Raw genomic sequence first — 23,389 nt, forward strand, 5'->3', positions numbered from 1 at the left:
ATGATCCCGCAGGAAATCATCCGCCGCAAACGCGACGGAAAAGTCCTCGCCGGCGAGGAGATCGCATCCTTCATTGCGGCCCTGACAAAAGAGGAAATCTCCGAGGGCCAGGCCGCTGCCTTCGCCATGGCTGTCTTCTTTCGGGGCATGTCCCGTGATGAGACAGTGGCGCTCACTCTCGCCATGCGCGATTCCGGGACAGTGCTGAATTGGGACGGTCTTGGCCGGCCGGTAGTGGACAAACATTCGACAGGCGGCGTCGGCGATAATGTCTCGCTGATGCTTGCACCGATCGTCGCGGCTTGCGGCCTTGCGGTTCCAATGATTTCCGGACGTGGGCTTGGCCATACCGGTGGCACGCTCGACAAGCTGCAGTCGATCCCGGGTTACAACGTGATGCCGGATGAGACACTGTTCCGGAAGGTCGTCGATGAGGTCGGCTGTGCCATTATCGGACAGACGAGCGATCTCGCTCCCGCCGACCGTCGGCTCTACGGCATCCGCGACGTGACGGCCACCGTCGAATCCGTACCGTTGATTACCGCCTCGATACTTTCGAAGAAGCTTGCGGCCGGGCTCGGCAGCCTCGTGCTCGACGTGAAGGTCGGCAACGGCGCCTTCATGGAAAGTCCGGAGGAGGCGGAGACGCTGGCCCGCTCGCTGGTCGAGGTGGCGAACGGTGCCGGCGTGAAGACTGCGGCACTCATCACCGACATGAACCAGCCGCTCGCCGATGCGGCCGGTAATGCGCTCGAAATCGTCAACTGTCTCGATTTCCTCGCGGGGCTTAAGGCCGGCACGCGGCTGGAAACCGTCGTCCTGGCGGAGGCGGCGGAAATGCTGGTTCAGGCAGGCGTTGCGAGCGATCCGGGACAGGCCGAGGAAACCGCGCGGATGGCGCTGACATCAGGCGAAGCGATGGAACGTTTCGCGCGCATGGTCCATGCGCTCGGCGGACCGGCAGATTTCTGCGAGCGGCCGGATACCTATCTTGAGCGCGCGCCGGTGCGTTTGCGCGTGCCGGCGCCCCGAGATGGATACCTTGCCGCCTGCGAGACCCGCGCCCTCGGCCTTGCCGTGGTCGAACTCGGCGGAGGCCGTAAACGCGCGGCGGATCCGATCGATCATCGCGTCGGTATCAGCGAGCTGCTGCCCCTCGGGAGCCGGGTGTCGGAAGGCGAGCCGATCGCCATGGTGCATGCCGGAACTGAACAGGATGCCAGACGGATTGCCGCGGATATCGGGCGTTTCTACACGATCTCCGATGCCCCCGCCGCAGCTGCGCCGGTAATCCTCCAGCGCATCGGCTGATCACTGCACCAGCTTCAGGTTCCCGCCTTCCACCTGGAAGGATTTCAGCTTCTTGAGGAAGCTCATGCCGACCAGGGTGCCGGTCAACGCCTTGTCGCGCAGTACGAAGGCATCGACATCCTTGACGCGCACGCCGCCGATCTCGATCCGGTCGAGGACCACATGCGCCGCCTCGGTGCCGCCGTTGGCGGTGTTGACCGTGTAGCGGAAATCCAGTCCGTTGGCGCTGTAGCCCAGCTTGCGGGCGGTGCTCTCGTTGATCGCCACCAGCGACGCGCCGGTATCGACGAGGCCGTCGACGGATTTGCCGTTCATCCGGAACGTGCCGTTGAAATGTCCGCGTCCATCCGCTTCCAGCGTCACGCTGCCGGACGTCACCGAGACAGGCGTCGCCTTTGCAGGTGCTTCGACGGCCGTCGTCTCCGGCGGATGATCGGCGCGCTGGATCATGGCTGGGATCTGTGTCGCCAGCAGTGCCGCAACGGTTGCAAAAATGACGGTGCGCAGGAGCATGAACAACCCTCTCGGCATGAACCGGATATCCGCTTCCTGCATAACCGACAAATCATAAGAAAACGGCCCGCGAAGTCTCCGCAGGCCGTTCAATTCAAAGCTTGGTAAGCGAATTCTAAACTACTTACTTGGTGCCGTACATGCGGTCGCCGGCGTCACCGAGACCGGGCACGATATAGCCCTTCTCGTTGAGATGGCTGTCAATCGAGGCGGTATAGATCCTTACATCCGGATGCGCCGCGTGGAAGTTTGCGATGCCCTCGGGTGCCGCGAGCAGGCACAGGAAGCGGATGTTGTGCGCCCCGCGTTCCTTGAGCTTGTCCACGGCGGCGATCGAGGAATTGCCGGTCGCCAGCATCGGATCGACGACGATGATCAGCCGTTCGGCGATATCTTCCGGCGCCTTGAAGTAATATTCGACCGGCTGCAGCGTCTCGTGGTCGCGATAGACGCCGATATGCGAGACGCGGGCCGAAGGCACCAGTTCCAGCATTCCTTCGAGAAGCCCGTTGCCGGCACGCAGGATCGATGCGAAGACCAGCTTCTTGCCCTCGACAACGGGCGCCTGCATCTCCACCAGCGGCGTCTCGATTGTTTCCATGGTCAGTTCGAGGTCGCGGGTGACTTCGTAGCAGAGCAGCATCGAGATCTCTCGCAGCAGCCGTCGGAAACCGGCCGTCGAGGTCTCCTTCTTGCGCATGATCGTCAGCTTGTGCTGCACCAGCGGATGATCGATGACAGTGACGCCGTCCATGAGCTTCCCCTTTTCTGTTTGCCTGTTTCTTCTTTCAGGAAAAAGGCCGGTTCCGCAACCCGTCAGGCGCGCATGGCCGCCTCATCCCCAGCCTCTGGCCCGCTCTGCGCATCAAGCCGGGCGATGAGCTTTGCCCTTGTCGCTTCATCCACGAAGGCAGCCTCGACCGCTGTCCGCGTCATCGCGTTGATTGCCCCGTCCGACATCCCCATGATCGCCGAGGCGATCTCGTATTCGCGGGCGAGCGAGGTGTGGAAGAAGGGCGGGTCGTCGGAGTTGACGCAGACCCGCACGCCGGCGGCCTTGAGGCGTTTCAGCGGGTGGCTGTCGAAATCCGGAAACACGTTCAGCGCAATGTTCGAGCCCGGGCAGACCTCCAGCACGGTGCCCAGCTCGACAAGCCGCTCCACCAGTGCCGGATCTTCGATTGCGCGCACGCCATGGCCAATCCGGGAGGGTTTCACCAGATCGAGCGCGTCGGAAACGCTGAAGGCGCCGCAGACTTCGCCGGCGTGGATGGTGAGGCCCAGTCCCGCATCGCGGGCGATATCGAAGGCGCGGGCATAGTCGGCGACGCGGCCCATGCGCTCCTCGCCGGCCATGTTGAAACCGGTGACCAGAGGGTTTTTCGCCCGGGCGGCGTATTCGGCGGCCGAGACCACCCGGTCCGGGCCGAAATGCCGCTCGCCGGTCACGATGATCCGCGCCTCGATGCCGGTCTTCTCGCGCGCCGCATGGATGCCGTCGCAGATCCCGGCGAGGTAGGCATCAGCCCCGAGCCCGATCCGGTCTCCGTGATCGGGCGAGACGATGATCTCGCTGTAGATCGTGTTGGCGGCGGCGAGTTCCAGAAGATAGGTCTCGGTCAAAAGCGCGTAGTCGTCGGCCGTTCTGAACAGGCTGGCCACCGCATCGTAACAGACGAGAAATTCGGAAAAGTCCGACCAGACATAGGCGCCGTCGCGCAAGATCTTGCTCGCATCGACGCCGTATTTCATGGCCTGGCTCGCTGCCAGCGCCGGCGGCGTGGCACCTTCGATATGGCAGTGTATCTCGGCCTTGAGGAGGTGGCTGGTCAAAGGAAGCTCCATCCGTTGGGACCGGGCGGGATCGACAGATGCGCGGCGATGGTCTCGGCAATGTCCGAATAGGTGGACCTGATCCCGATCGAGCGGGAGCGGATGCCCGGCCCGAACGCCATGACCGGCACCCGCTCGCGCGTGTGGTCGGTGCCGCGCCAGGTGGGGTCGCAGCCATGGTCGGCGGTCAGGATGACGAGATCGCCGGGCTTCAGCCGCCGATGGACGTCCGGCAGGGCGCGGTCGAAGGCTTCGAGCGCCGCGGCATAACCAGGCACATCACGACGATGGCCGTAGAGCATGTCGAAATCGACGAAATTGGTGAAGACGAGATCGCCGAGAGCCGCCTCGTCCATCGCGGCAAGCGTCGCCTCCATCAGCGCCGCATTGCCGTCCGCCTTGATGACGCGCGAGACGCCCTGGTGCGCGAAAATGTCGCCGATCTTGCCGATGGCATGTACCGACCGGCCGCCCCGGATCAGCCGGTCGAGCAATGTCGGTTCCGGCGGCGGCACGGAGAAGTCGCGGCGATTGCCGGTGCGCTGGAACGTCTCCGCCGTTTCGCCGAGGAAGGGCCGCGCGATCACCCGGCCTATATTCATCGGATCGAGTAGCACCCGGACGGTTTCGCAGAGCCTGAGCAACCGGTCGAGGCCGAAATGGGTTTCGTGGGCGGCGATCTGGAAGACGGAATCCGTAGATGTGTAGCAGATCGGCTTGCCGGTGCGGATATGCTCTTCTCCAAGCCGGGCAATGATTTCGGTGCCTGATGCGTGGCAATTGCCCAGAATGCCCGAAATGTTGCCTTCACGGCAGATGGCGTCCACCAGTTCGGGGGAGAAGGCCTCGCCTTCGGTCGGGAAGTAACCCCAATCGAACATCACGGGCGTCCCGGCGATTTCCCAGTGGCCGGATGGCGTATCCTTGCCGCGGGAGATCTCGTTGGCTGCGCCATAAAGGCCGAAGATCCGCTCCGGCATCGGCATCCCGGCTGGATAGTCGCCGCTGGCAAGCTTGGCGATTTCCAGAAGCCCGAGCGACGACATGTTCGGCAGATGCAGCGGGCCTTCCCTCAGGCCCGCCCGGTCGCCGACGCCGGCAGCGCAGAACTCCGCGATATGCCCGAGCGTGTTGGAGCCCAAATCGCCATACTCGTCCGCATCCGGGGCGCCGCCCACGCCGAATGAATCAAGAACGAACAGGAAGGCACGCGCCATCGGTCACCCGGAAGTTTGAATATCGTCAGGCCGACGGTTCTGCTGGCCGGCTCGAATCGGGATTCATATAGCCGCAGCGACGTATTGGCAAAGGGGATAACGTCCGACGCGCTTCAGCAGTTGGTGCAGTTGACACTGTCTCCGAGGCGCTGGCGGTAGAAATACTCGCGCGAAATGGTGAGGTCCCGCATCTCACTCGGCAAAAGACCGGGCATGAACATCAGGAGTTCATGGTGAACGGAGACCTCCGCCCGGACAAGGAAGGAATTGGCTATGTGCATATCGGCCGGCACCTGTACCGCAGAGCCGATCACATACGGCCTGCCATTGTCCTGGTCCCATGACCAGGCGACGGTCGGATTGCCAGTGGCATCGAGCGTCACCCCCGTGACTTTAATGCTGGGTGGGCTATCGGGCGTATAGGGCGCAAAAAGACTTGCGGTCACCGCCTTCATCGTGGTGAGCATCGTCTTGTCGACGCTCGTTTCCCGGGTCACGAGATCGGCGATGGTGCTGGCGCTGTGCGTCACCCGCTTGGAGACACTGAGGCCAATGGTAATCTCGAACGATGTAATATAGAGGCTGAGAAGCAGCGGCGCGATCAACGCGAACTCCACTGCTCCCACGCCGCGCCTGTCGGCCATCAACTGCTTGAGGCGGACCAAGAGGCCACGATATCGCTTATCCGGCTGGGACTTTTGCTCTTCGATCACGGGTAGTCCTCGGCTCGGAAGGCGGATGTTTCGACGATCAGGAAATAGTTCGGCCGTCCGCCGTCCGCAGGCCGGACGTTGGTGATATAAGGCCGGATCAAATCGGTGATGACGTCCCAGCGGTAATAGGCGCGCAGCATGTTGATGCTTTTCGCGGGGCCAGGTGCATAGGCGAAGGAGGAGGTGTCGAGTTCCCCGAATCGGCCGCCGGAAGCCGAGCGCGGAATCGTCGTCGGGATCAGTTCAAAGCTGGCGAACGAGCGGACATCGAGCAGGAGTTTATCCGGCGTCGTTATTTCCTCCTCGCTGCACTTGATCATGATCGATATTTCTTCGCAGAAGGCGCGGCGGAATTCTGTCTGGGTCTTGTCGGTGCCACGATTGAGCCCATAGGTAATGTTGCCGGTCCTGAGCTTGCGCGCCATCGTATCGACGGCATTGGCGACAAGCTGTTCGCCCGTATAGGCGATGAAGGTTTCGACGATCGCGAAGACGATCAGGAAATAGGGAATGGCCAGCAACGCGAATTCGATCGCGGCCGCACCGTCCCTGGAGCGGACAATCCGCCACCACGCGCCCTTGGCTCTCACCGGCCGAGGCGCCTTGCTTCTGGTATCGTCATAATCCTGGCACATGGTTCCCGTCCGACAGCCCGGCTTGAGCGTGCCGATCCTATGGCTGGATTATTGAGATTCCGTTGCGGCGATACACAGCAGTTTAACGACCTGTCCCCGATCAGGGCGAGCCGGTGTTCTTGAACTCGGCGTGCTGTTCGCAATTGGGTGTGCAGGAGAGGATGGAGCGTTCCGTTTGCCGGAAGACCCGCACCGTGTTCCCCTCATCGATGGAAACGAGGATGCGTTCGTCGGCGATCGCATTGCCCTCGGCATCCAGCAGCACGAGATTGGTGGTGCCGAAACTGCGGCCGGTGAGGACGATCGTCGTGGAATCCGCAACGGTGGCATCGGCAACGTTCGAATTGCCGACGATGACCTTGCTGACCGGCCTGTCGAGCTTCAGCACGCGCGCGTGATTCATGAATACGCGCAGAAGGTCCTCTTGATCCTGCGCCGCCACTTGCCCTGCGCCCGCGAAGACGACACCGCAAATGGCGAGGAGTCGAACCATGACGCTACGGAACAGCATTGGAGGGGCCTTCAGGTGAGGTTGTTATCTGCGCAAGGATGGCTGCGATTGGTGAATGAAGGGTTAAGCGGCACAGAAGGCTGTTCTTGTTCTCGTCTTAACGATTGCGGATTGGCCGGGATTGCAGCTCACAGAAGCGAATTTCAGACTTTCCGCATTCAGATTAAGGCGTTGTAAAAAAATGCACATTAGCAAATTTTGAGCAGGAGCGGGCGGTCGCTCGAATGCAAGTTTTCTTCTTTCCCCTTCGTTTACCACGCAACCGGCATTACCCCATTAACCGGAAGGTAACGATATTCCTTAAGCCGATGGCAATCGTCCCTCTGTAGGTTGCAGTCATCCGAACAACGGAAAACAGTTGTCGGGAAGTGCTGAACAACCAATGTGGAGTAGGAGAGTTCCATGACCAAGATTTTCGCTCGTTTTATGAAAGATGAGTCTGGTGCGACCGCCATCGAGTATGGCCTTATCGCAGCACTCATCTCCGTTGCCCTGATCGCTGGTGCGACGACTCTCGGCAATTCGCTGAACAACCAGTTTGCCAACATCGCCACGAAGCTCAAGTGCAGCAACAGCACAACCTCGTGCTGATTGCAGCCTTGATAAATTTCGGAAGCCGGCTCGATCACAATCGGGGCGGCTTCGTCTTATTTGGTAGTTCAGCAGGGATTTGCGGATCGCGCGCATTCTGCCCACGCAAATCCTGACTGATGGCGGCGGATTCAGCAATGATCGTGATCACTCTGGCCATTCTCACAATCCTGCCGCTTTGCCTGGCGCTTGCCGCCATTTCCGATTTCGTCAGCATGACGATCCCGAACCATGTTTCAGCGGTTGCTCTTGCCGCCTTTCTGGTCCTGGCGCCGTTTTCGGGTCTCGCATGGCCGGAGATCGGCATGAGTCTCGTTGCCGGCCTGGCAGTGTTCGCCGTCTGCTTCGCGCTGTTTGCTGCGAACGTCATGGGCGGCGGCGATGCGAAACTCCTGACCGCAACTGCCGTCTGGTTCGGCTTTAATCATTCGCTCCTCGTGTTGCTCGCCACGGTCGGTTATGTCGGTGGCGCCGTGACACTCGTCTTCCTGCTTCTGCGCTCCCAAGCGGGGTCGGTCATGGCTATGGGCATTCCCCTTCCGCCATCCCTCGTCAATGTCAGGAAGATTCCCTACGGGATCGCCATCGCGATCGCCGGTTTCCTGACCTTCGAGCAGGCACCAATATATTCCTTGGCCATGAAGGCGTTTCAATAAAGGTTTCAGCGATTGAAAGATCGCGTTAACCAGAATTGTAAGCTTCTCATTAACTATAATTACACCATTGGAGGCCATTCTCCGGGAAGTTAGTGTTCCCTCAAGGAATGGCCATGAAGCCCACCCGTATCATTATTCTAGCGGTTGCCGTGGTGGCGGCGGGCCTCGCCGGTATGCTCGCCATGCGCCTTTCAGGCACGAAGGCACCCGAACTGGTGGAAACGGTCATCCAGAAGGAGCCGACGGTCAAGGTGCTCGTGACGGCTGAGAACCTGCCCGTGGGCAGCCGGCTGAACGACAAGTCGATGGCGTGGATGTCCTGGCCGTCGAGCGGCATCGTCGACGGGTTCATCACCGATTCCACGCGCCCGAATGCGATGACCGAGCTTCAGGGCGTCGTCGTCCGCATGCCGATGTTCAAGGGCGAGCCGATGCGCGCCGAGAAGATCGCCGATTCATCCAGCCGGATCATGTCCTCGCTGCTGCCGTCGGGAAAACGGGCAGTTGCTACCGAGATCTCGGTTGCGACAGGCGCCGGTGGCTTCGTGCTGCCGAATGATCGCGTCGACATCATCATGGTGCGCGAGAACAAGGATAGCGGCAATTACATTACCGAAAACATCCTGAGCAACGTTCGCGTCCTCGCGATCGACCAGCAGGTCCAGGAAAGCGAGGACGGCAAGAAATCCGTTGTCGGCACCACGGCGACGCTGGAACTGACGCCGGATCAGGCAAAGGTCATCGCCGTCGCCCAGCAGATGGCTCAGCGGCTGACGCTCGCGCTACGTTCGGTCGCGGACGCGCAGGAGGCCGACACGGTGGCCCCGGACTACTTGCTGCACGGGGGTGATGGCAAGGCGGATATCCAGGTCATCAAATCGGGGGAGATCGTCAAGAGCACAGCGGCGGCGGTGCAGGCGAAATGAACGGAGCGTTCAAGTGAACAGTCTGAAACACAAGATTCGTAGCTCGGCAGCGGCAGGCATGGCTTTTTGCCTCGCCTTTTCCGGCGTTTCGCTGAATATCGCCCCGATCAGCGTTGAGCCGGCGCAAGCCCTTGCCGCCGAAAACAGCGTCGTCCGCATCACCGAAGGCGGTCCCGGAATACGCAAACGGCTTCAGCTCGGTCTCAACAAGGCCCTGGTCGTCGATCTGCCGTCGGACGCCCATGACATTCTGGTCGCCGACCCGACCATGGCTGATGCTGTGACGCGCACCTCCCGCCGCATCTACCTTTTCGGCAAGACCGTCGGGCAGACGAACATCTTCGTGTTCGGACCCAACGGCGAGGAAATCGTTAGTCTGGACGTCGCAATCGAGCGCGATATTTCCGGTCTCGAGCAGAACCTTCGCCGGTTTCTGCCGGAATCGAACATCAAGGTCGAGATCATCTCGGACAATATCGTGTTGTCCGGCAGCGTCCGCACGCCGCAGGATTCGGCGCAGGCGGAAAAGCTCACCACCGCCTTCCTCAAGGGCGGCGAGGCGACCACCCGCAATATCACGGCCCAGGGCAACAACGGCGACGCGGACATCTTCGCCGAAGACCGCCAGCAGTCCCAGATCGTCAACCTCCTGACGATCGAGGGCGAGGACCAGGTCACGCTGAAGGTGACGGTCGCGGAAGTCAGCCGGCAAGTGCTGAAGCAGCTCGGTTTCAATGGCTCGGTGGCTGGTCCCAAGGGCTCTATTGCCTTTGCCAATCCTGCCAACCTCGGAAATGCCGTCGGCTTGGCTGCTCAAGGCATCATGTCCGGCAACATCGGCAATGTCGGTCTCTCGACTTACATGAACGCTATGGAACAGGCGGGCGTCATGCGCACGCTTGCCGAACCCAGCCTGACCGCCATTTCCGGCCAGCAGGCGAAATTCTACGTCGGCGGCGAATTTCGCCTGCCTGGTCAGCAGGAAGTCGACAACGAGAACAACACTGTTACACAGACAGTCAACACGGTCGATTATGGCATCGAGCTGAACTTCAAGCCCGTTGTTCTGTCCCCCGGGCGCATCAGCCTGGTGATCGAAACCAACGTGTCGGAGCCGACATACGAAGGTTCTGCCGTGACGGGTAACGGTGCCTCGCTGCGGATACCCGGCAATACCTATATGTCGATCCGCAAGCGCGAGGCTTCGACCACCGTCGAATTGCCATCTGGCGGCTCCATCGTCATCGCCGGCCTGGTGCAGGACAATGTCCGGCAGGCAATGTCAGGCCTTCCGGGCATTTCAAAGGTTCCGGTGTTCGGGACGCTTTTCCGCAGCAAGGACTTTGTCCGCAACGAGACCGAACTGGTGATCATCGCGACGCCTTACCTGGTCCGTCCCGTTGCGCGCAACGAGATCGCCCGGCCGGACGACAACTTCAATCCGGAAAACGATGCCGCGAGCTTCTTCCTGAACCGCGTCAACAAGATCTACGGCCGTAAGGAACCCGTCGCGGCGGGCCAATATCACGGCGCCGTAGGCTTTATCTACAAGTGAGCGGTCATGGACATTGAAACCCAGAAAATCTCCGGCGAAGGACAGGATGCCATGGCCAAGGGTAGAACCAGCTCCCGTCGCCGCAGGATTGCCGCAGCCTTGGCGTTGACAGCATCCGGCCTGCTCCTGTCGGCCTGCGGCAACAGCCAGCTCACCACCGGCTCCATCCCCGACGATTATCGCACCCGCCATCCGATCGTGTTGGCGGAAGGTCAGTCGACGCTCGATATTCCGATTGCCTCGGGTGATGTCCGCCTGTCGACCGGGATGCGCGATACGGTCAAGGGATTTGCGCAAAACTTCATGTCGTCGCCCGCTGGCGTAGTACAGATCCAGGTGCCCCACGGCTCCTATAATTCCGGTGCGGCCCAGCATCTGGCGGGCGATATCCGCCGCGAACTGACGCGCTCCGGCATCAAGCCGCAGCGGATCCTGATGAGCAGTTACGCCGCCTCGCCGAACGGCGATGCCGCGCCGATCCGGCTGTCCTACGTGACGACCAAGGCGATGACCGGCCAGTGCGGCGAATGGCCGGCAGACCTGTCGGACAACACGTTCGGCAACAAGAACTGGTACAACTTCGGCTGCGCCAGCCAGAACAATCTTGCAGCTCAAGTGGCCAATCCCACGGACCTCATCGCCCCACGCGCCATAACGCCGATCGACGCCACCCAGCGCGCCAAGGTCATCAGCGACTACCGCACCGGCGGCACCGCCACGACGACGCCGTAAGCCAGTGAACCGGAGAACACGATGAGCGCGATCAACTACGAAATCCGCACTCCCGGCCAGGCTGAAGGGTTTGCCGAGGACGCCGATCGTCCGGGCGAATTCGACGCGCTGCGCCCACTGCCGCGTATCTCTATCCATTCCTTCTGCGAAAGCGACGGGATGCAGCGCATGATGGACCGCATAGCTCGCGATCGCCGCATGGCCAAGGTCAACCTGCGCGTGACGATCGGCGGCACCAGCGCTGCCGCCAACATGTTTTCGTCAACCCCGACCCCGAACCTCATCATCCTGGAAACCGACGCCGAGCCGAAGAACCTGCTCCATGAGCTCACGCCGCTTGCGGAAGTGTGCGACCCCTCGACCAGGGTCATCGTCGTCGGCCGCTACAATGACATCTCGCTCTATCGCGAGCTGATCCGCAACGGCATTTCCGAATACCTCGTCGGCCCCGTGCAGATGCCGGACATGCTCGCTTCGATCTCGGCGATCTTCGTGGATCCCGAAGCCGAGCCGCTCGGCAAATCGATCGCCTTCATCGGTGCCAAAGGCGGCGTCGGAGCCTCGACGATTGCGCATAACTGCGCCTTCGGTATTTCGAACCTCTTCTCGACCGAAACCATCCTGGCCGATTTCGATCTTCCCTTCGGCACCGCCAATATCGACTTCGATCAGGATCCGGCCCAGGGCATCGCGGAAGCCGTCTTCGCGCCGGAACGCCTGGACGAGGTCTTCCTTGATCGCCTTCTGACCAAATGCTCCGAGCATCTCTCGCTGCTGGCGGCTCCCTCGCTGCTCGATCGCGCCTATGATTTCGACCGCAACGCGTTCACTCCGATCATCGAACTCCTGCAGCGCAGCGCTCCCGTCGCAGTCCTCGATGTCCCGCACGGCTGGACGGAATGGACGCGCGCGGTTCTGTCGGAAGTCGACGAGGTGGTGATCTGCGCGGTTCCCGATCTCGCCAACCTGCGCAACACCAAGAACATGATCGATGCGTTGAAAAAGCTTCGCCCGAACGACCGTGCGCCGCATCTGATCCTCAACCAGGTCGGCATGCCGAAGCGTCCGGAGATCGCTCCGAACGATTTCATCGAACCATTGGAGATCGAGCCGATCGCCATCCTGCCGTTCGACGTGCAGTTGTTCGGCAATGCCGCCAATAGCGGCCGCATGGTTTCCGAAATCGATGCAAAATCGCCCGCCGCCGAAACCTTCTCCCAGATCGCCCATATCGTCACGGGTCGTGTCGCCATGAAGAAGGTGAAGAAGGGTGGCCTCGGCAAGATGCTCGGCATGCTCGGGCGCAAGAAGGCATAACACCAGGAAACCGGTATGTTTGGAAAACGCGGAAACGAGGGATTTGGGAAGAGCGGCAGCGTGGCGCCGCCGCTGCCGGCTGCACCTGCGCCTGCCGCGGTGCGGTCCGCCGCTCCGGAAGTCCTTGCCGAGCCGGTGCGCGATCCCGCCGCCCAGCGGCAGCAGATCTCTTCGCCGCCGCCGCTCGCCCCCCAATCGGCGGCTCGCAAGCGTCCGGCGCGCACGGAACTCTATTACGACACCAAAAGCCAGGTCTTCTCGGCGCTGATCGATACGATCGACCTTTCCCAGCTTGCCAAGCTCGATGCGGAAAGCGCGCGCGAGGAAATCCGCGATATCGTCAACGATATCATCACCATCAAGAACTTCGCGATGTCGATCTCCGAGCAGGAGGAACTGCTCGAGGACATCTGCAACGACGTTCTGGGTTATGGCCCGCTGGAGCCGTTGCTCGCTCGCGACGATATCTCCGACATCATGGTCAACGGCGCCGGGCAGACCTTCATCGAAGTCGCCGGCAAGACGATCGAATCCGAGATCCGCTTCCGCGACAATTCCCAGCTCCTGTCGATCTGCCAGCGCATCGTCAGCCAGGTCGGCCGCCGCGTCGACGAATCCTCGCCGATCTGCGACGCGCGCCTGCCGGATGGTTCGCGTGTCAACGTCATCGCCCCGCCGCTCGCCATCGACGGACCGGCGCTCACCATCCGCAAGTTCAAGAAGGACAAGCTCAACCTCGACCAACTGGTCAAGTTCGGCGCGATCACGCCGGAAGGGGCGACGCTCCTGCAGATCATCGGCCGCGTCCGCTGCAATATCGTCATTTCCGGCGGTACCGGTTCCGGCAAGACGACGCTCCTGAACTGCCTGACCAACTATATCGACAAGGAAGAGCGGGTCATCACCTGCGAGGACACGGCCGAACTGCAGCTGCAGCAACCGCATGTGGTCCGGCTCGAAACCCGCCCGCCGAACATTGAGGGCGAGGGCGAGATCACCATGCGCGACCTCGTCAAGAACTGCCTGCGCATGCGTCCCGAACGCATCATCGTCGGCGAAGTGCGCGGACCGGAAGTCTTCGACTTGCTTCAGGCGATGAACACCGGCCACGACGGCTCGATGGGCACGATCCACGCCAACACGCCGCGCGAATGCCTGAGCCGTATGGAATCGATGATTGCCATGGGCGGTTATTCGCTGCCGGCCAAGACCGTGCGCGAGATCATTACCGGTTCGATCGACGTGATCATCCAGGCGGCCCGCCTGCGCGACGGTTCGCGCCGCATCACCCAGATCACCGAGGTGGTCGGCATGGAAGGCGACGTGATCGTCACCCAGGACCTGATGCGCTACGAGATCGATGGCGAGGATGCGAATGGCCGCCTGATCGGCAAGCATATGTCGACCGGCATCGTGAAGCCGCATTTCTGGGATCGCGCCCGTTATTACAACGAGGAAAAGCGCCTTTCTGCGGCCCTCGACTCGATGGAAAAAACCAAGGACTAAGGAGCAGGGTTCCATGTTCGGGCTGGATATCAACGTCGTGGCGATCATCGCCCTCGTGGCGGTCGCCGCGGCGGCGGTCTGTTACGGGCTGTTGTTCTCCCGCATGGAAGTGGAAAAGAAGGCCGACAGCCGGCTCAACCGGGTGAAATCGGCGGAAACCGACCTCAACAAGGTCAAGGCCGCGCGCGACCGCGTGCAGGAGCTTTCCAAGCGGCGAAAGTCCATGCAGGATTCGATCAAGGACCTGGAGAAGAAGCAGGAAGAGAAGAACAAGAAGATGGCCGACGGCAGCTTGAAGGCCAAGCTCCCCCAGACCGGGCTTTCCCTGACGATGGGCCGCTTCTACATGTTCAGCGTCCTTTTCGGCGTCTTCGTTTTCCTCGTCACCCTGATCGCCGGCCTGCCGCTGCTCGCCGCCCTTGGTGCCGCCTTCGTCAGCGCGGTCGGGTTGCCGCGCTGGATCATCGGTTTCCTGGTCAAGCGCCGCCAGAAGAAGTTTCTGGAGGAATTTCCGAATGCGCTCGATGTCATGGTGCGATCGATCAAATCCGGTCTGCCGCTCAACGATGCGATGCGGTTGATTGCTTCCGACGGCCAGGAGCCGGTGAAGACGGAATTCCGCCGCGTGATCGAATCCCAGCAGGTGGGCCTGAGCATTCCGGAAGCCTGCACCCGCATGATGATGACCATGCCGCTGCCGGAGGTGAATTTCTTCTCGATCGTCATCACCCTCCAGGGCCAGGCCGGCGGCAATCTTTCCGAAGCGATCGGCAACCTTTCCAAGGTGCTGCGCGAACGCAGGAAGATGAAGGCCAAGGTGCAGGCGTTGTCGATGGAAGCCAAGGCGTCGGCGGTGATCATCGGGGCTCTGCCCTTCATCGTCTCGCTGCTCGTCTATCTCACGTCGCCTCAGTACATCTCGATCATATTCACTGATCCGCGCGGGCACCTGATCCTTTTGCTTTCCGGGGTCTGGATGTCGATCGGCATCTTCGTCATGCGCAACATGATCAACTTCGACATCTGAGGGGATGGAGCGATGGGACTGGCAACGACGCTCACCGATCCGACCACACTGCTCGCCATCCTGGTGGCCGTGGCGGTTTTCGCGACCCTCTACACGCTGGCGAGCCCTTTTCTCGAAAAAGGAGATCTCGACAAGCGCATGAAGGCGGTCTCCACGGAGCGCGAACAGATCCGCGCCCGCGAACGCGCCCGCATGAATTCCGAACAATCGAAGACGTCACTGCGCGCGCAGAACAATCAGTCGGTCCGGCAGATCGTCGAGCGCTTCAATCTGCGCAAGGCGCTGGTGGACGACAACACCGTCAACAGGCTTCGTGCCGCCGGTCTGAGGTCGCAGAACGCCCTCAACATGTTCCTGCTGGCCCGTTTCCTGCTGCCCTTCGTTTTCCTGGCAGCTGCCATCGTCTGGATTTTCGTGCTCGGCAACCTCGCCACCCGGCCGTTCCCGATCCGTATGCTGGCGGCGATCGTCGTCGGCTATATCGGTTTCTACGTGCCGAACATCTACATTTCCAACCGGGTGAATAAGCGCCAGCATTCCATCAAGCGGGCCTGGCCCGATGCGCTCGACCTGATGTTGATCTGCGTCGAATCCGGGATTTCCATGGAAGCGGCGATGCGACGCGTGGCCGAGGAGATGGCGCAGACATCGCCGCCGCTGGCCGAGGAAATGGTGCTGACGACGGCCGAGCTCTCCTTCCTGCAGGACCGCCGCACCGCACTCGAAAATCTCGGCATCCGTACCCAGCTCGATATCGTCAGGGCCGTGACCCAGGCGCTGATCCAGGCGGAACGCTACGGCACGCCGATTGCTTCGGCCCTGCGTGTGCTTGCCCAGGAAGGCCGCGACGAGCGGATGAACGAGGCGGAAAAGAAGGCAGCCGCCCTGCCGCCGAAACTCACCGTGCCGATGATCCTGTTCTTCCTGCCGGTGCTGATCGCCGTCATCCTCGGCCCCGCCGGAATCCAGGTCGCCGACAAGTTTTAATGAAGTCGGCCGCATCGCCGAGCCGACGGTGAACGCCACCTGAATTCCAGCTTCAGACCGCATTCAGCGGCGATCGATCAATATCCCCTTATCGAGCGAAAAATCTGTCCGTTTAACGAAGGCGGACAGGAGCGCCACATGATTTTGGAGGATACCGATGCTGGCAAGACTTTGCGTGAACCTCGTCCTGATCGGCGGAATCATCACGGTGATTTCGCGCCTCATCTGAAGGCGTATCGATGGAGGACCACCCGAAAACAGGAAAACCGGCGCAAGGCCGGTTTTTTGTTGGAATGACGGAAGCCTGATCAGTTCGTATTGTTAGGCTTGCTCTTGCCATCCTTGTCGGCGAGTTTCGCCCAGGCATTCTGCTGGGAGAGCATCGAGCGAAGATAGGTGACGTTGGCGTCGGCCTGCTGCTGCGAGAGTTCCTTGCGGGCGATCTGTTCGGCTTCCGCGAAACGGCCCTGAAGACCGACCACCAGCGCCAGATTCTGGCGGACGCGGCTGTCGGCCGCGGGCTGGCCGGCGGCATTGCGCATGTAGGTTTCCGCCGTCTTCAGGTCGCCGGAGAGCACGTAGGACATTCCGAGATTGGACATCACGCTCGGCTCGTTCGGCTGGGTATCGAGCGCCATGCGGTATTTCTGGCGGGCCTCCGCCGAGCGCCCGAGCTGGTCGAGCACCGCACCTTCGGCGGAATAGAGCCGCCAGTCGGGGTGATCGGGGGTCTGGGCGCGGTTGATCGTGGCGAGCGCCTGCTCGAGCTGGCCGGCACCGGCCTGGGCTTTGCCGTAGGCCGCCAGCACGTCGCGATCGGCCGGGTGGGCGATCGCCACCTGCTGCATCACGGCGAGCGCCTGCGCGTTCTTGCCCGTCATGCCGAGCACCGTCGCGTATTGCAGCCCGATCTGCTTGTTCTTCGGATCGCGGGCATAGCTCTCGCCGACAGACTTCTCGGTGCTGGCAAGATCGTTCGCGTTCATGCCGTCCATGGAGGCGGCCGAGGCCCTTGGGATCGAGCCCGTCGTTGCGACATCCCGCTTCGTCGCGCAGCCGGTGACCGAGAGAGTGGCGAGGATCACGAGGACGGCGGTCTGGGCGAGGCGGGTCTTGCGAAGCGTCACGGCTGCGGAAGCGGTCATGGGGTGCGGTCTCGTTCGGTCCGGTGCCACGTCTTCCGAATAAGGAGCGGGGCATATGGCGCATTTCCACTCCAGCAATAAACTGTTAACCCTAACAGATCGTTAAGATGAGCGATTCCAGCAGCTTCCGAAGGCCCGCCCATGACCCCTTATCAGTATATCGAACGCCCCTCTCCCTTCAGCATGAAAGGAGCGGCGACCAGGCCGATCCATGCGGTGACCCCTTCCGACCTCGACGCGGGGAAGCTCGATGCGGCAGCGCTCGCCTGGGCGAAGGCTTCGGGCTTCAAGGCGGAAGCCGGCGCGGTGCTTCTGTTGCCGACGGCCGGCGGTGAGGTGGGCAGCGCCCTGTTCGGCCTTGGCAGCGATCCCGCCGAGGCGCCGTTCATTACCGGAAAACTCTCCAAGCTCCTGCCCGCCGGTGACTGGCATGTCGAGACATCGCCGCTTGGCGCCGCGCATCTGGCCCTCGGTTACGGCCTCGGCACCTACGGCTTCAGCCGCTACAAATCCGAAAAGCCGAAGGATGTCCGGCTTTCGATCCCCGACACGGCCGATGCCGCCGATGTCGAGCGTCAGTTGGCCGGCGTTTTCCTGGCCCGTGACCTCATCAATATTCCGACCAACGAGATGGGGCCGATCGAACTGGAAGCCGCTTTCAGGGCGCTCGGTGAACATTACGGCGCAACCGTCACCTCGATCGTCGGCGAGGACCTGCTCGCCCGGAATTTCCCGCTCGTTCACACGGTCGGCCGCGCCAGCGTCTCAGCCCCGCGGCTGCTCGAAATGCGTTGGGGAGAGAAGGGTCATCCGCGCGTCACCCTGGTCGGCAAGGGCGTCTGTTTCGATACCGGTGGCCTCGACATCAAGGGTGCCGCCAACATGGCGCTGATGAAGAAGGACATGGGCGGTGCCGCGAACGTCATGGGGCTTGCCCTGATGATCATGGATGCCGGCCTCAAGGTGGATTTGCAGGTTCTGGTGCCGGCCGTCGAGAATTCCATTTCCGGCAACGCCTTCCGCCCCGGCGATATCTACAGGAGCCGCAAGGGCATCACCGTCCAGATCGACAATACCGATGCGGAAGGCCGATTGGTCCTTGCCGATGCGCTTGCCTATGCGGACGAAAACCCGCCGGACCTGATGATCGACATGTCGACGCTGACGGGGGCTGCCCGCGTGGCGCTCGGCACCGAGCTTGCGCCCTATTTCACCGACGACGAAGCGCTCGCCGGCAAGCTGATGGACGCGGGCCGGGCCGAGGCCGATCCGATGTGGCGCCTGCCGCTCTGGATGGGCTACGACAAGGATATCCGCTCCCGCGCCGCCGACATCACCAATTCGCCATCGGGCGGAATGGCCGGTGCGATCACCGCGGCACTTTTCCTCAAGCGCTTCGTCACCGCTACCAGGAGTTGGGTGCATTTCGACATCTACGGCTGGGTGGCGGCCGAAAGGCCGCAGGCGCCGATCGGCGGCGAGGCGTTTGCGATCCGCGCGCTCTACCGCACGATCAGCGACATGGCCGCGAAATAAACCGGAACCGAAACAAACCGGTAAGATCTTCGGCCTAAAATTCGTCGGATTGTGAAGCGAGGCCGGATTTTTGAACCGAGGTGGTGATGCCGGTTGAACTGACGGCCACGGAAGCGCTGGGCCTCTGGCACCGGGTATCCCTGGAGCAGGTGCGGCATGATGGCCGCGATCTGACATTGCGCCAGATGTCCATTCTGCTGCATATTTACCTCGTGCCGCCGCCCCACACGGTGCGGGGGCTCGCGGCGACGCTCGGCGTCACCAAGCCGGTCATCACCCGCGCGCTCGACACGATGGGCGAGATGGGTCTGGTGGACCGCCAGCGCGACGAGCGGGACCGCCGCAACGTGGTGATCAAGCGCACGGTGGCGGGTGCGCTCTATCTGGAAAAGCTGGGCGACCTGATCATCCGGGAGGGTCGCCAATGAGGGTTTCGACGGGGTATTTGAAGTGACGACACTGCTCGATAGACGCCTGCACGCCTTTCGCCCCGACCTTGCCGACGAGAAGCTGAAAGGCAGCGTCGAGGCCGGCCAGTTCGTCCGCGGCGAACCGGCGCGCATTGGAGTACCTGTCGCGCAGCTGCGTCCGGCACCGGACCTCGCCCGCGGCTTCGATAGCGAACTTCTCTTCGGTGAAACGGTGCGGGTCTTCGACCGCGCCGACGGTTTTGCCTGGGTGCAGGCCGATCAGGACGGTTATGTCGGCTACCTGCCCGAAACGATGCTTGGAAGCCTGGACGAGCCGACCCATCGCATCGCTGTGCCGCGCACTTTCCTTTATCCGGAACCGGAGCTCCGCAAGCCGCCGGTCGGCGCCCTGTCCATGGGCAGCCGCATCACCATCGTCGGCGAGGTGGAAACCCGCGGCACCCGTTATTTCGTCCTGGCGAACGGCGAGGCGGTGATCGCCCGCCATTGTCTCCCCATCGCCGAGACCTTGGGTGACGACTACGTCGCCGTCGCCGAAAAATTCATCGAGACGCCCTATCTCTGGGGTGGCCGTTCCGGTTTCGGTCTTGATTGCTCGGCGCTCGTACAGCTCGCCCTGATGATGACCGGCCAATCCGCCCCGCGCGATTCCGATATGCAGGCCTCGATCGGCAAAGAGATCGGCCGGGGGGAACTTCGCCGCGGCGACCTCGTTCTATGGATGGGTCATGTCGGCATCATGGAGAATGCCGAGACGCTTCTCCACGCCAACGGCCACACGATGAGCGTCGCCCGCGAGAATTTCGAAGCGGCCGTTCAGCGGATCGGCTGGCTCTACCAGCAGCCCACCGGTTATCGCCGCCTGGATAACCGCCGATGATCACGCAAACGTGGTCCCCGGCCCATGGATTGGACATCCTGCCGTCCATATCTCTCATTCGTCCGCAGCTTTCGTGGATGAGGAGTCGATTGATGCTCAAAGGTGCATGGATATTGCCGGCCGTGATGCTCGTGGCGCTGCTTGTCGCCGCGCTGGTTCCGGCTGAGGTATTCGCGGCCGAGCCCCAGGCCTTCCCCAAGGATGTGCAGACCTACTTCCGCAACCTGCCCGGCGTCGTGCCGGAGGAAGAACACGCGAAGAAACAGGCCTATGAGTGCACCAGCGATATCGAGAACGTCTATCGCAGCCGTGGCGGTTTCGACATTCTCTACGGCGACGTTATGCCGACGCGGATCTATCGCTGCAAGACGCCGAGCGGCATCACCTATACCGGTACGCGCATGCCCAATACCGAGTGGGTCCCCGGTCTCCACCCGCACCATCTTCCCGAATAAGGCAATCTTTGTTCAAAGCCGGCGCGGCGGAAGACCGTATCTTGCGATATCGGGCATGGGCGCCTCCGGCCCATTGACGACCTGCCGCCGCTGCCCCACAACTTCCTGATATACAAATTGGTACACCGGGAGGATGCAGGGTGTTCCACGCAAGCATGAACTTTGCGCTCGGCGAGGAGGTCGACGCTGTTCGTGAGACAGTCCACCGTTTCGCGCAGGAAAAACTCAAGCCTCGCGCCGAAGAGATCGACCGCAGCAACGAATTTCCCCGCGACCTCTGGCCGGAACTGGGCGCGCTCGGCCTGCTCGGCATTACCGCCGACCCGGATTTCGGCGGTTCCGGCCTTGGTTACCTCGCCCATGTGGTGGCCGTCGAGGAACTGGCCCGCGCCTCGGCCTCCACCTCGCTCAGCTACGGCGCCCATTCCAATCTCTGCGTCAACCAGATCAACCGCAACGGCAGCGCCGAGCAGAAGGCCCGTTACCTGCCAAAACTCTGCTCGGGAGAGCATGTCGGGGCGCTGGCCATGTCCGAGCCGGGCGCCGGCTCCGATGTCGTGTCGATGAAGCTCCGCGCCGAAAAGCGCGGCGACCGCTACGTCCTGAACGGAACCAAGATGTGGATCACCAACGGTCCGGATGCGGATGTGCTGGTGGTCTACGCCAAGACCGATCCATCCGCCGCCTCGAAGGGCATCACCGCCTTCCTGATCGAAAAGGGTTTCAAGGGGTTCTCGACCGCCCAGAAGCTCGACAAGCTTGGCATGCGCGGCTCCAACACCTGCGAACTGGTGTTTGAGGATTGCGAAGTGCCGGCCGAAAACGTCATGGGTGTCGAGGGTGGCGGCGTGCGCGTGCTGATGTCGGGGCTCGACTACGAGCGCGTGGTGCTCTCCGCCATCGGTATCGGCATCATGCATGCCTGCCTCGACGTGGTCATGCCCTATGTGCATGAGCGAAAGCAGTTCGGGCAGCCGATCGGCGAGTTCCAGCTGATCCAGGCCAAGGTCGCCGATATGTACACGGCGATGAATTCTGCCCGCGCCTATGTCTATGCCGTCGCCGCCGCCTGCGACCGCGGCGCGGTGACGCGGCAGGACGCCGCCGCCTGTTGCCTTTATGCCTCGGAACAGGCGACCCAGCAGGCACTCCAGGCGATCCAGATCCTCGGCGGCAACGGTTATATCAATGACAATCCGACCGGCCGTCTGCTGCGCGACGCCAAGCTGATGGAGATCGGCGCCGGCACGTCGGAAATCCGCCGCATGCTGATCGGTCGCGAACTCTTCAAGGAAACCGCCTGATGGCTGTCATCCGGTCGCAGGTCAATCTGAGGAGCGAAGCGGCCGAAGCCAATCGAGCCTCGATGCAGGCGAAGATTGTCGAGGTCGAGGCGGCCGTGGCGCTCGCCGAAGCCGGCGGCGGGGAAGAAGCGCGGGCGCGGCACATGAAGCGCGGCAAGCTGCTTCCGCGTGAGCGCATCGCCCGGCTGCTTGATCACGGCTCCCCCTTTCTCGAAGTCGGCGCCACCGCTGCCCACTGGCTTTACGGCGGCGCGAGCCCATCCGCCGGCATCGTCACCGGCATCGGCCGGGTCGAGGGCCGCGAAGTGATGATCGTCGCCAATGACGCCACCGTCAAAGGCGGCACCTACTATCCGATAACGGTCAAGAAGCATCTTCGCGCCCAGGAAATCGCCGAGGAGAACCGGCTGCCTTGCGTCTATCTGGTCGATTCCGGCGGCGCCAACCTGCCGAACCAGGACGAGGTGTTTCCCGACCGCGACCATTTCGGCCGTATCTTTTTCAATCAGGCTCAGATGTCCGCCAAAGGCATAGCCCAGATCGCCGCCGTGATGGGTTCCTGCACGGCGGGCGGCGCCTATGTGCCGGCCATGTCCGACGAGGCGATCATCGTCAAGGATCAGGGCACGATCTTCCTCGCCGGCCCGCCGCTGGTAAAGGCGGCGACAGGCGAGGAGGTCTCGGCCGAGGATCTCGGTGGCGGCGACGTCCACACAAGGCTCTCCGGCGTGGCCGATCATCTCGCCCGCGACGACGTTCATGCCCTGGCGCTGGTCCGCCGTGCCGTCGCCGGCCTCAACACCCGCAAACCCGACACTGTCGTGCTGGCGACCCCCGAGGAACCGCTTTACGATCCCGAAGAGATCGCCTCGATCGTGCCGTCCTCCCTCAGCACGCCCTACGATATCCGTGAAGTCATCGCCCGTGTGGTGGACGGCTCGCGATTCGACGAGTTCAAGGCCCGGTTCGGAATCACCTTGGTCTGCGGTTTCGCGCATGTCTTCGGCATCCCCGTCGGCATCATTGCCAACAACGGCGTGCTGTTTTCAGAAAGCGCCCAGAAGGGCGCGCATTTCATCGAACTCTGCTCGCAGCGAAAGATCCCGCTGGTCTTCCTGCAGAACATTACCGGCTTCATGGTCGGCCGCAAATACGAGGCGGAGGGGATCGCAAAGCACGGCGCCAGGCTGGTGACGGCGGTTGCCACCACGTCCGTGCCGAAGGTCACGATCCTGCTCGGCGGCTCCTTCGGCGCCGGCAATTACGGCATGGCCGGCCGCGCCTATTCGCCGCGTTTCCTGTGGACCTGGCCGAACAGCCGGATTTCGGTGATGGGCGGCGCGCAGGCCGCCGGTGTGCTGGCGACTGTGCGGCGCGAGGCCATCGAACGCAGCGGCAAGACCTGGGACGCGGAAGAGGAGGCGGCCTTCAAACAGCCGGTGCTCGATCAGTTCGAACAACAGAGCCATCCGCTCTATGCCTCCGCAAGGCTCTGGGACGACGGCATCATCCATCCTGCCAAGACGCGCCAGGTGCTGGCGCTGAGCGTCTCCGCAGCGTTGAACGCACCGATCGAAGAGACGCGCTTCGGCGTGTTCCGGATGTGAG

25 protein-coding genes are annotated in these 23,389 nt (G+C 62.1%); 17 read left to right on the top strand and 8 right to left on the bottom strand.

Annotated elements, in window-relative coordinates:
* Positions 1-1,311, top strand: coding sequence for a thymidine phosphorylase (gene deoA, locus ABCW43_RS23890; RefSeq protein ID WP_345929089.1), 1,311 nt, complete (start codon positions 1-3; stop codon positions 1,309-1,311).
* On the opposite strand, the gene ABCW43_RS23895 is transcribed toward deoA, so the two are convergent.
* From ABCW43_RS23895 to ABCW43_RS23925, 7 genes are all read right to left on the bottom strand, one after another.
* Entirely contained in the window at positions 1,312-1,824 is a 513-nt protein-coding gene (locus ABCW43_RS23895; RefSeq protein ID WP_345929091.1) for a TIGR02281 family clan AA aspartic protease, read from the bottom strand.
* Positions 1,825-1,948: 124 nt separating this feature from the next.
* On the bottom strand, positions 1,949-2,578 hold the full coding sequence (upp, locus tag ABCW43_RS23900; RefSeq protein ID WP_046603487.1) for a uracil phosphoribosyltransferase: 630 nt from the start codon (positions 2,576-2,578) through the stop codon (positions 1,949-1,951).
* 62 nt (positions 2,579-2,640) lie between these two features.
* Positions 2,641-3,657: an adenosine deaminase gene (locus ABCW43_RS23905; protein WP_345929094.1), complete on the bottom strand. Its 1,017-nt coding sequence runs from the start codon at positions 3,655-3,657 to the stop codon at positions 2,641-2,643.
* On the bottom strand, positions 3,654-4,874 hold the full coding sequence (locus tag ABCW43_RS23910; protein ID WP_345929096.1) for a phosphopentomutase: 1,221 nt from the start codon (positions 4,872-4,874) through the stop codon (positions 3,654-3,656). Before ABCW43_RS23910 ends, ABCW43_RS23905 begins: the two co-directional genes overlap by 4 nt.
* A 113-nt stretch (positions 4,875-4,987) precedes the next feature.
* Positions 4,988-5,518 (bottom strand): TadE/TadG family type IV pilus assembly protein, encoded by a 531-nt coding sequence (locus ABCW43_RS23915; RefSeq protein WP_345929407.1) that lies wholly within the window; start codon positions 5,516-5,518, stop codon positions 4,988-4,990.
* Between the two features lie 65 nt (positions 5,519-5,583).
* Positions 5,584-6,222, bottom strand: a complete 639-nt coding sequence (locus ABCW43_RS23920; RefSeq protein WP_345929097.1) for a TadE/TadG family type IV pilus assembly protein — start codon at positions 6,220-6,222, stop codon at positions 5,584-5,586.
* A 100-nt stretch (positions 6,223-6,322) separates the two neighbouring features.
* Positions 6,323-6,715 carry a pilus assembly protein N-terminal domain-containing protein gene (locus ABCW43_RS23925; RefSeq protein WP_445738998.1) on the bottom strand — a complete coding sequence of 131 codons (393 nt, stop codon included), beginning with the start codon at positions 6,713-6,715 and terminating at the stop codon, positions 6,323-6,325.
* A gap of 420 nt (positions 6,716-7,135) precedes the next feature.
* Here ABCW43_RS23925 and ABCW43_RS23930 point away from each other — a divergent pair, with 420 nt between their 5' ends.
* From ABCW43_RS23930 to ABCW43_RS23975, 10 genes are all read left to right on the top strand, one after another.
* Positions 7,136-7,324, top strand: a complete 189-nt coding sequence (locus ABCW43_RS23930) for a Flp family type IVb pilin (RefSeq protein ID WP_345929101.1) — start codon at positions 7,136-7,138, stop codon at positions 7,322-7,324.
* A gap of 143 nt (positions 7,325-7,467) precedes the next feature.
* A complete protein-coding gene (locus ABCW43_RS23935; protein ID WP_345929408.1) occupies positions 7,468-7,980 on the top strand; it encodes an A24 family peptidase in 513 nt (170 codons plus the stop codon).
* Positions 7,981-8,093: 113 nt separating this feature from the next.
* Positions 8,094-8,906: a Flp pilus assembly protein CpaB gene (gene cpaB / locus ABCW43_RS23940; protein ID WP_345929103.1), complete on the top strand. Its 813-nt coding sequence runs from the start codon at positions 8,094-8,096 to the stop codon at positions 8,904-8,906.
* Between the two features lie 58 nt (positions 8,907-8,964).
* Entirely contained in the window at positions 8,965-10,461 is a 1,497-nt protein-coding gene (locus ABCW43_RS23945) for a type II and III secretion system protein family protein (protein WP_345929410.1), read from the top strand.
* Between the two features lie 6 nt (positions 10,462-10,467).
* Positions 10,468-11,193 carry a CpaD family pilus assembly protein gene (locus ABCW43_RS23950; protein ID WP_345929105.1) on the top strand — a complete coding sequence of 242 codons (726 nt, stop codon included), beginning with the start codon at positions 10,468-10,470 and terminating at the stop codon, positions 11,191-11,193.
* Between the two features lie 21 nt (positions 11,194-11,214).
* A complete protein-coding gene (locus ABCW43_RS23955; RefSeq protein WP_345929107.1) occupies positions 11,215-12,510 on the top strand; it encodes a CpaE/TadZ family protein in 1,296 nt (431 codons plus the stop codon).
* A gap of 15 nt (positions 12,511-12,525) precedes the next feature.
* Positions 12,526-14,016: a TadA family conjugal transfer-associated ATPase gene (locus ABCW43_RS23960; protein WP_345929109.1), complete on the top strand. Its 1,491-nt coding sequence runs from the start codon at positions 12,526-12,528 to the stop codon at positions 14,014-14,016.
* A gap of 13 nt (positions 14,017-14,029) precedes the next feature.
* Complete coding sequence (locus ABCW43_RS23965; protein ID WP_345929111.1) at positions 14,030-15,043, top strand: type II secretion system F family protein; 1,014 nt, start codon at positions 14,030-14,032, stop codon at positions 15,041-15,043.
* A gap of 12 nt (positions 15,044-15,055) precedes the next feature.
* Complete coding sequence (locus tag ABCW43_RS23970; protein ID WP_345929113.1) at positions 15,056-16,030, top strand: type II secretion system F family protein; 975 nt, start codon at positions 15,056-15,058, stop codon at positions 16,028-16,030.
* A 138-nt stretch (positions 16,031-16,168) separates the two neighbouring features.
* A complete protein-coding gene (locus ABCW43_RS23975) occupies positions 16,169-16,327 on the top strand; it encodes a hypothetical protein (protein WP_345929115.1) in 159 nt (52 codons plus the stop codon).
* A gap of 11 nt (positions 16,328-16,338) precedes the next feature.
* Here the strand turns inward: ABCW43_RS23975 and ABCW43_RS23980 are convergent, their stop codons facing one another.
* A complete protein-coding gene (locus tag ABCW43_RS23980; protein ID WP_345929117.1) occupies positions 16,339-17,175 on the bottom strand; it encodes a tetratricopeptide repeat protein in 837 nt (278 codons plus the stop codon).
* 141 nt (positions 17,176-17,316) lie between these two features.
* Between ABCW43_RS23980 and ABCW43_RS23985 the strand changes: the two genes are divergently transcribed.
* From ABCW43_RS23985 to ABCW43_RS24010, 6 genes are all read left to right on the top strand, one after another.
* Complete coding sequence (locus ABCW43_RS23985) at positions 17,317-18,711, top strand: leucyl aminopeptidase family protein (RefSeq protein ID WP_345929119.1); 1,395 nt, start codon at positions 17,317-17,319, stop codon at positions 18,709-18,711.
* Positions 18,712-18,797: 86 nt separating this feature from the next.
* Entirely contained in the window at positions 18,798-19,139 is a 342-nt protein-coding gene (locus ABCW43_RS23990; protein ID WP_037079769.1) for a MarR family transcriptional regulator, read from the top strand.
* 31 nt (positions 19,140-19,170) lie between these two features.
* Entirely contained in the window at positions 19,171-20,022 is an 852-nt protein-coding gene (locus ABCW43_RS23995; RefSeq protein ID WP_345929412.1) for a C40 family peptidase, read from the top strand.
* A gap of 92 nt (positions 20,023-20,114) precedes the next feature.
* The gene (locus ABCW43_RS24000) at positions 20,115-20,477 is read left to right on the top strand and encodes a hypothetical protein (RefSeq protein WP_345929122.1); all 363 of its coding nucleotides are present in this window, start codon (positions 20,115-20,117) and stop codon (positions 20,475-20,477) included.
* A 155-nt stretch (positions 20,478-20,632) separates the two neighbouring features.
* On the top strand, positions 20,633-21,781 hold the full coding sequence (locus ABCW43_RS24005) for an isovaleryl-CoA dehydrogenase (RefSeq protein WP_345929414.1): 1,149 nt from the start codon (positions 20,633-20,635) through the stop codon (positions 21,779-21,781).
* Positions 21,781-23,388, top strand: coding sequence for a carboxyl transferase domain-containing protein (locus tag ABCW43_RS24010; protein ID WP_345929123.1), 1,608 nt, complete (start codon positions 21,781-21,783; stop codon positions 23,386-23,388). The genes ABCW43_RS24005 and ABCW43_RS24010 overlap by 1 nt, the downstream gene beginning before the upstream one ends.
* Position 23,389 lies beyond the last annotated feature (1 nt).

Origin of the sequence: Neorhizobium tunisiense (assembly GCF_039631515.1) — a bacterium.
Classification (GTDB): Bacteria; Pseudomonadota; Alphaproteobacteria; order Rhizobiales; family Rhizobiaceae; genus Neorhizobium.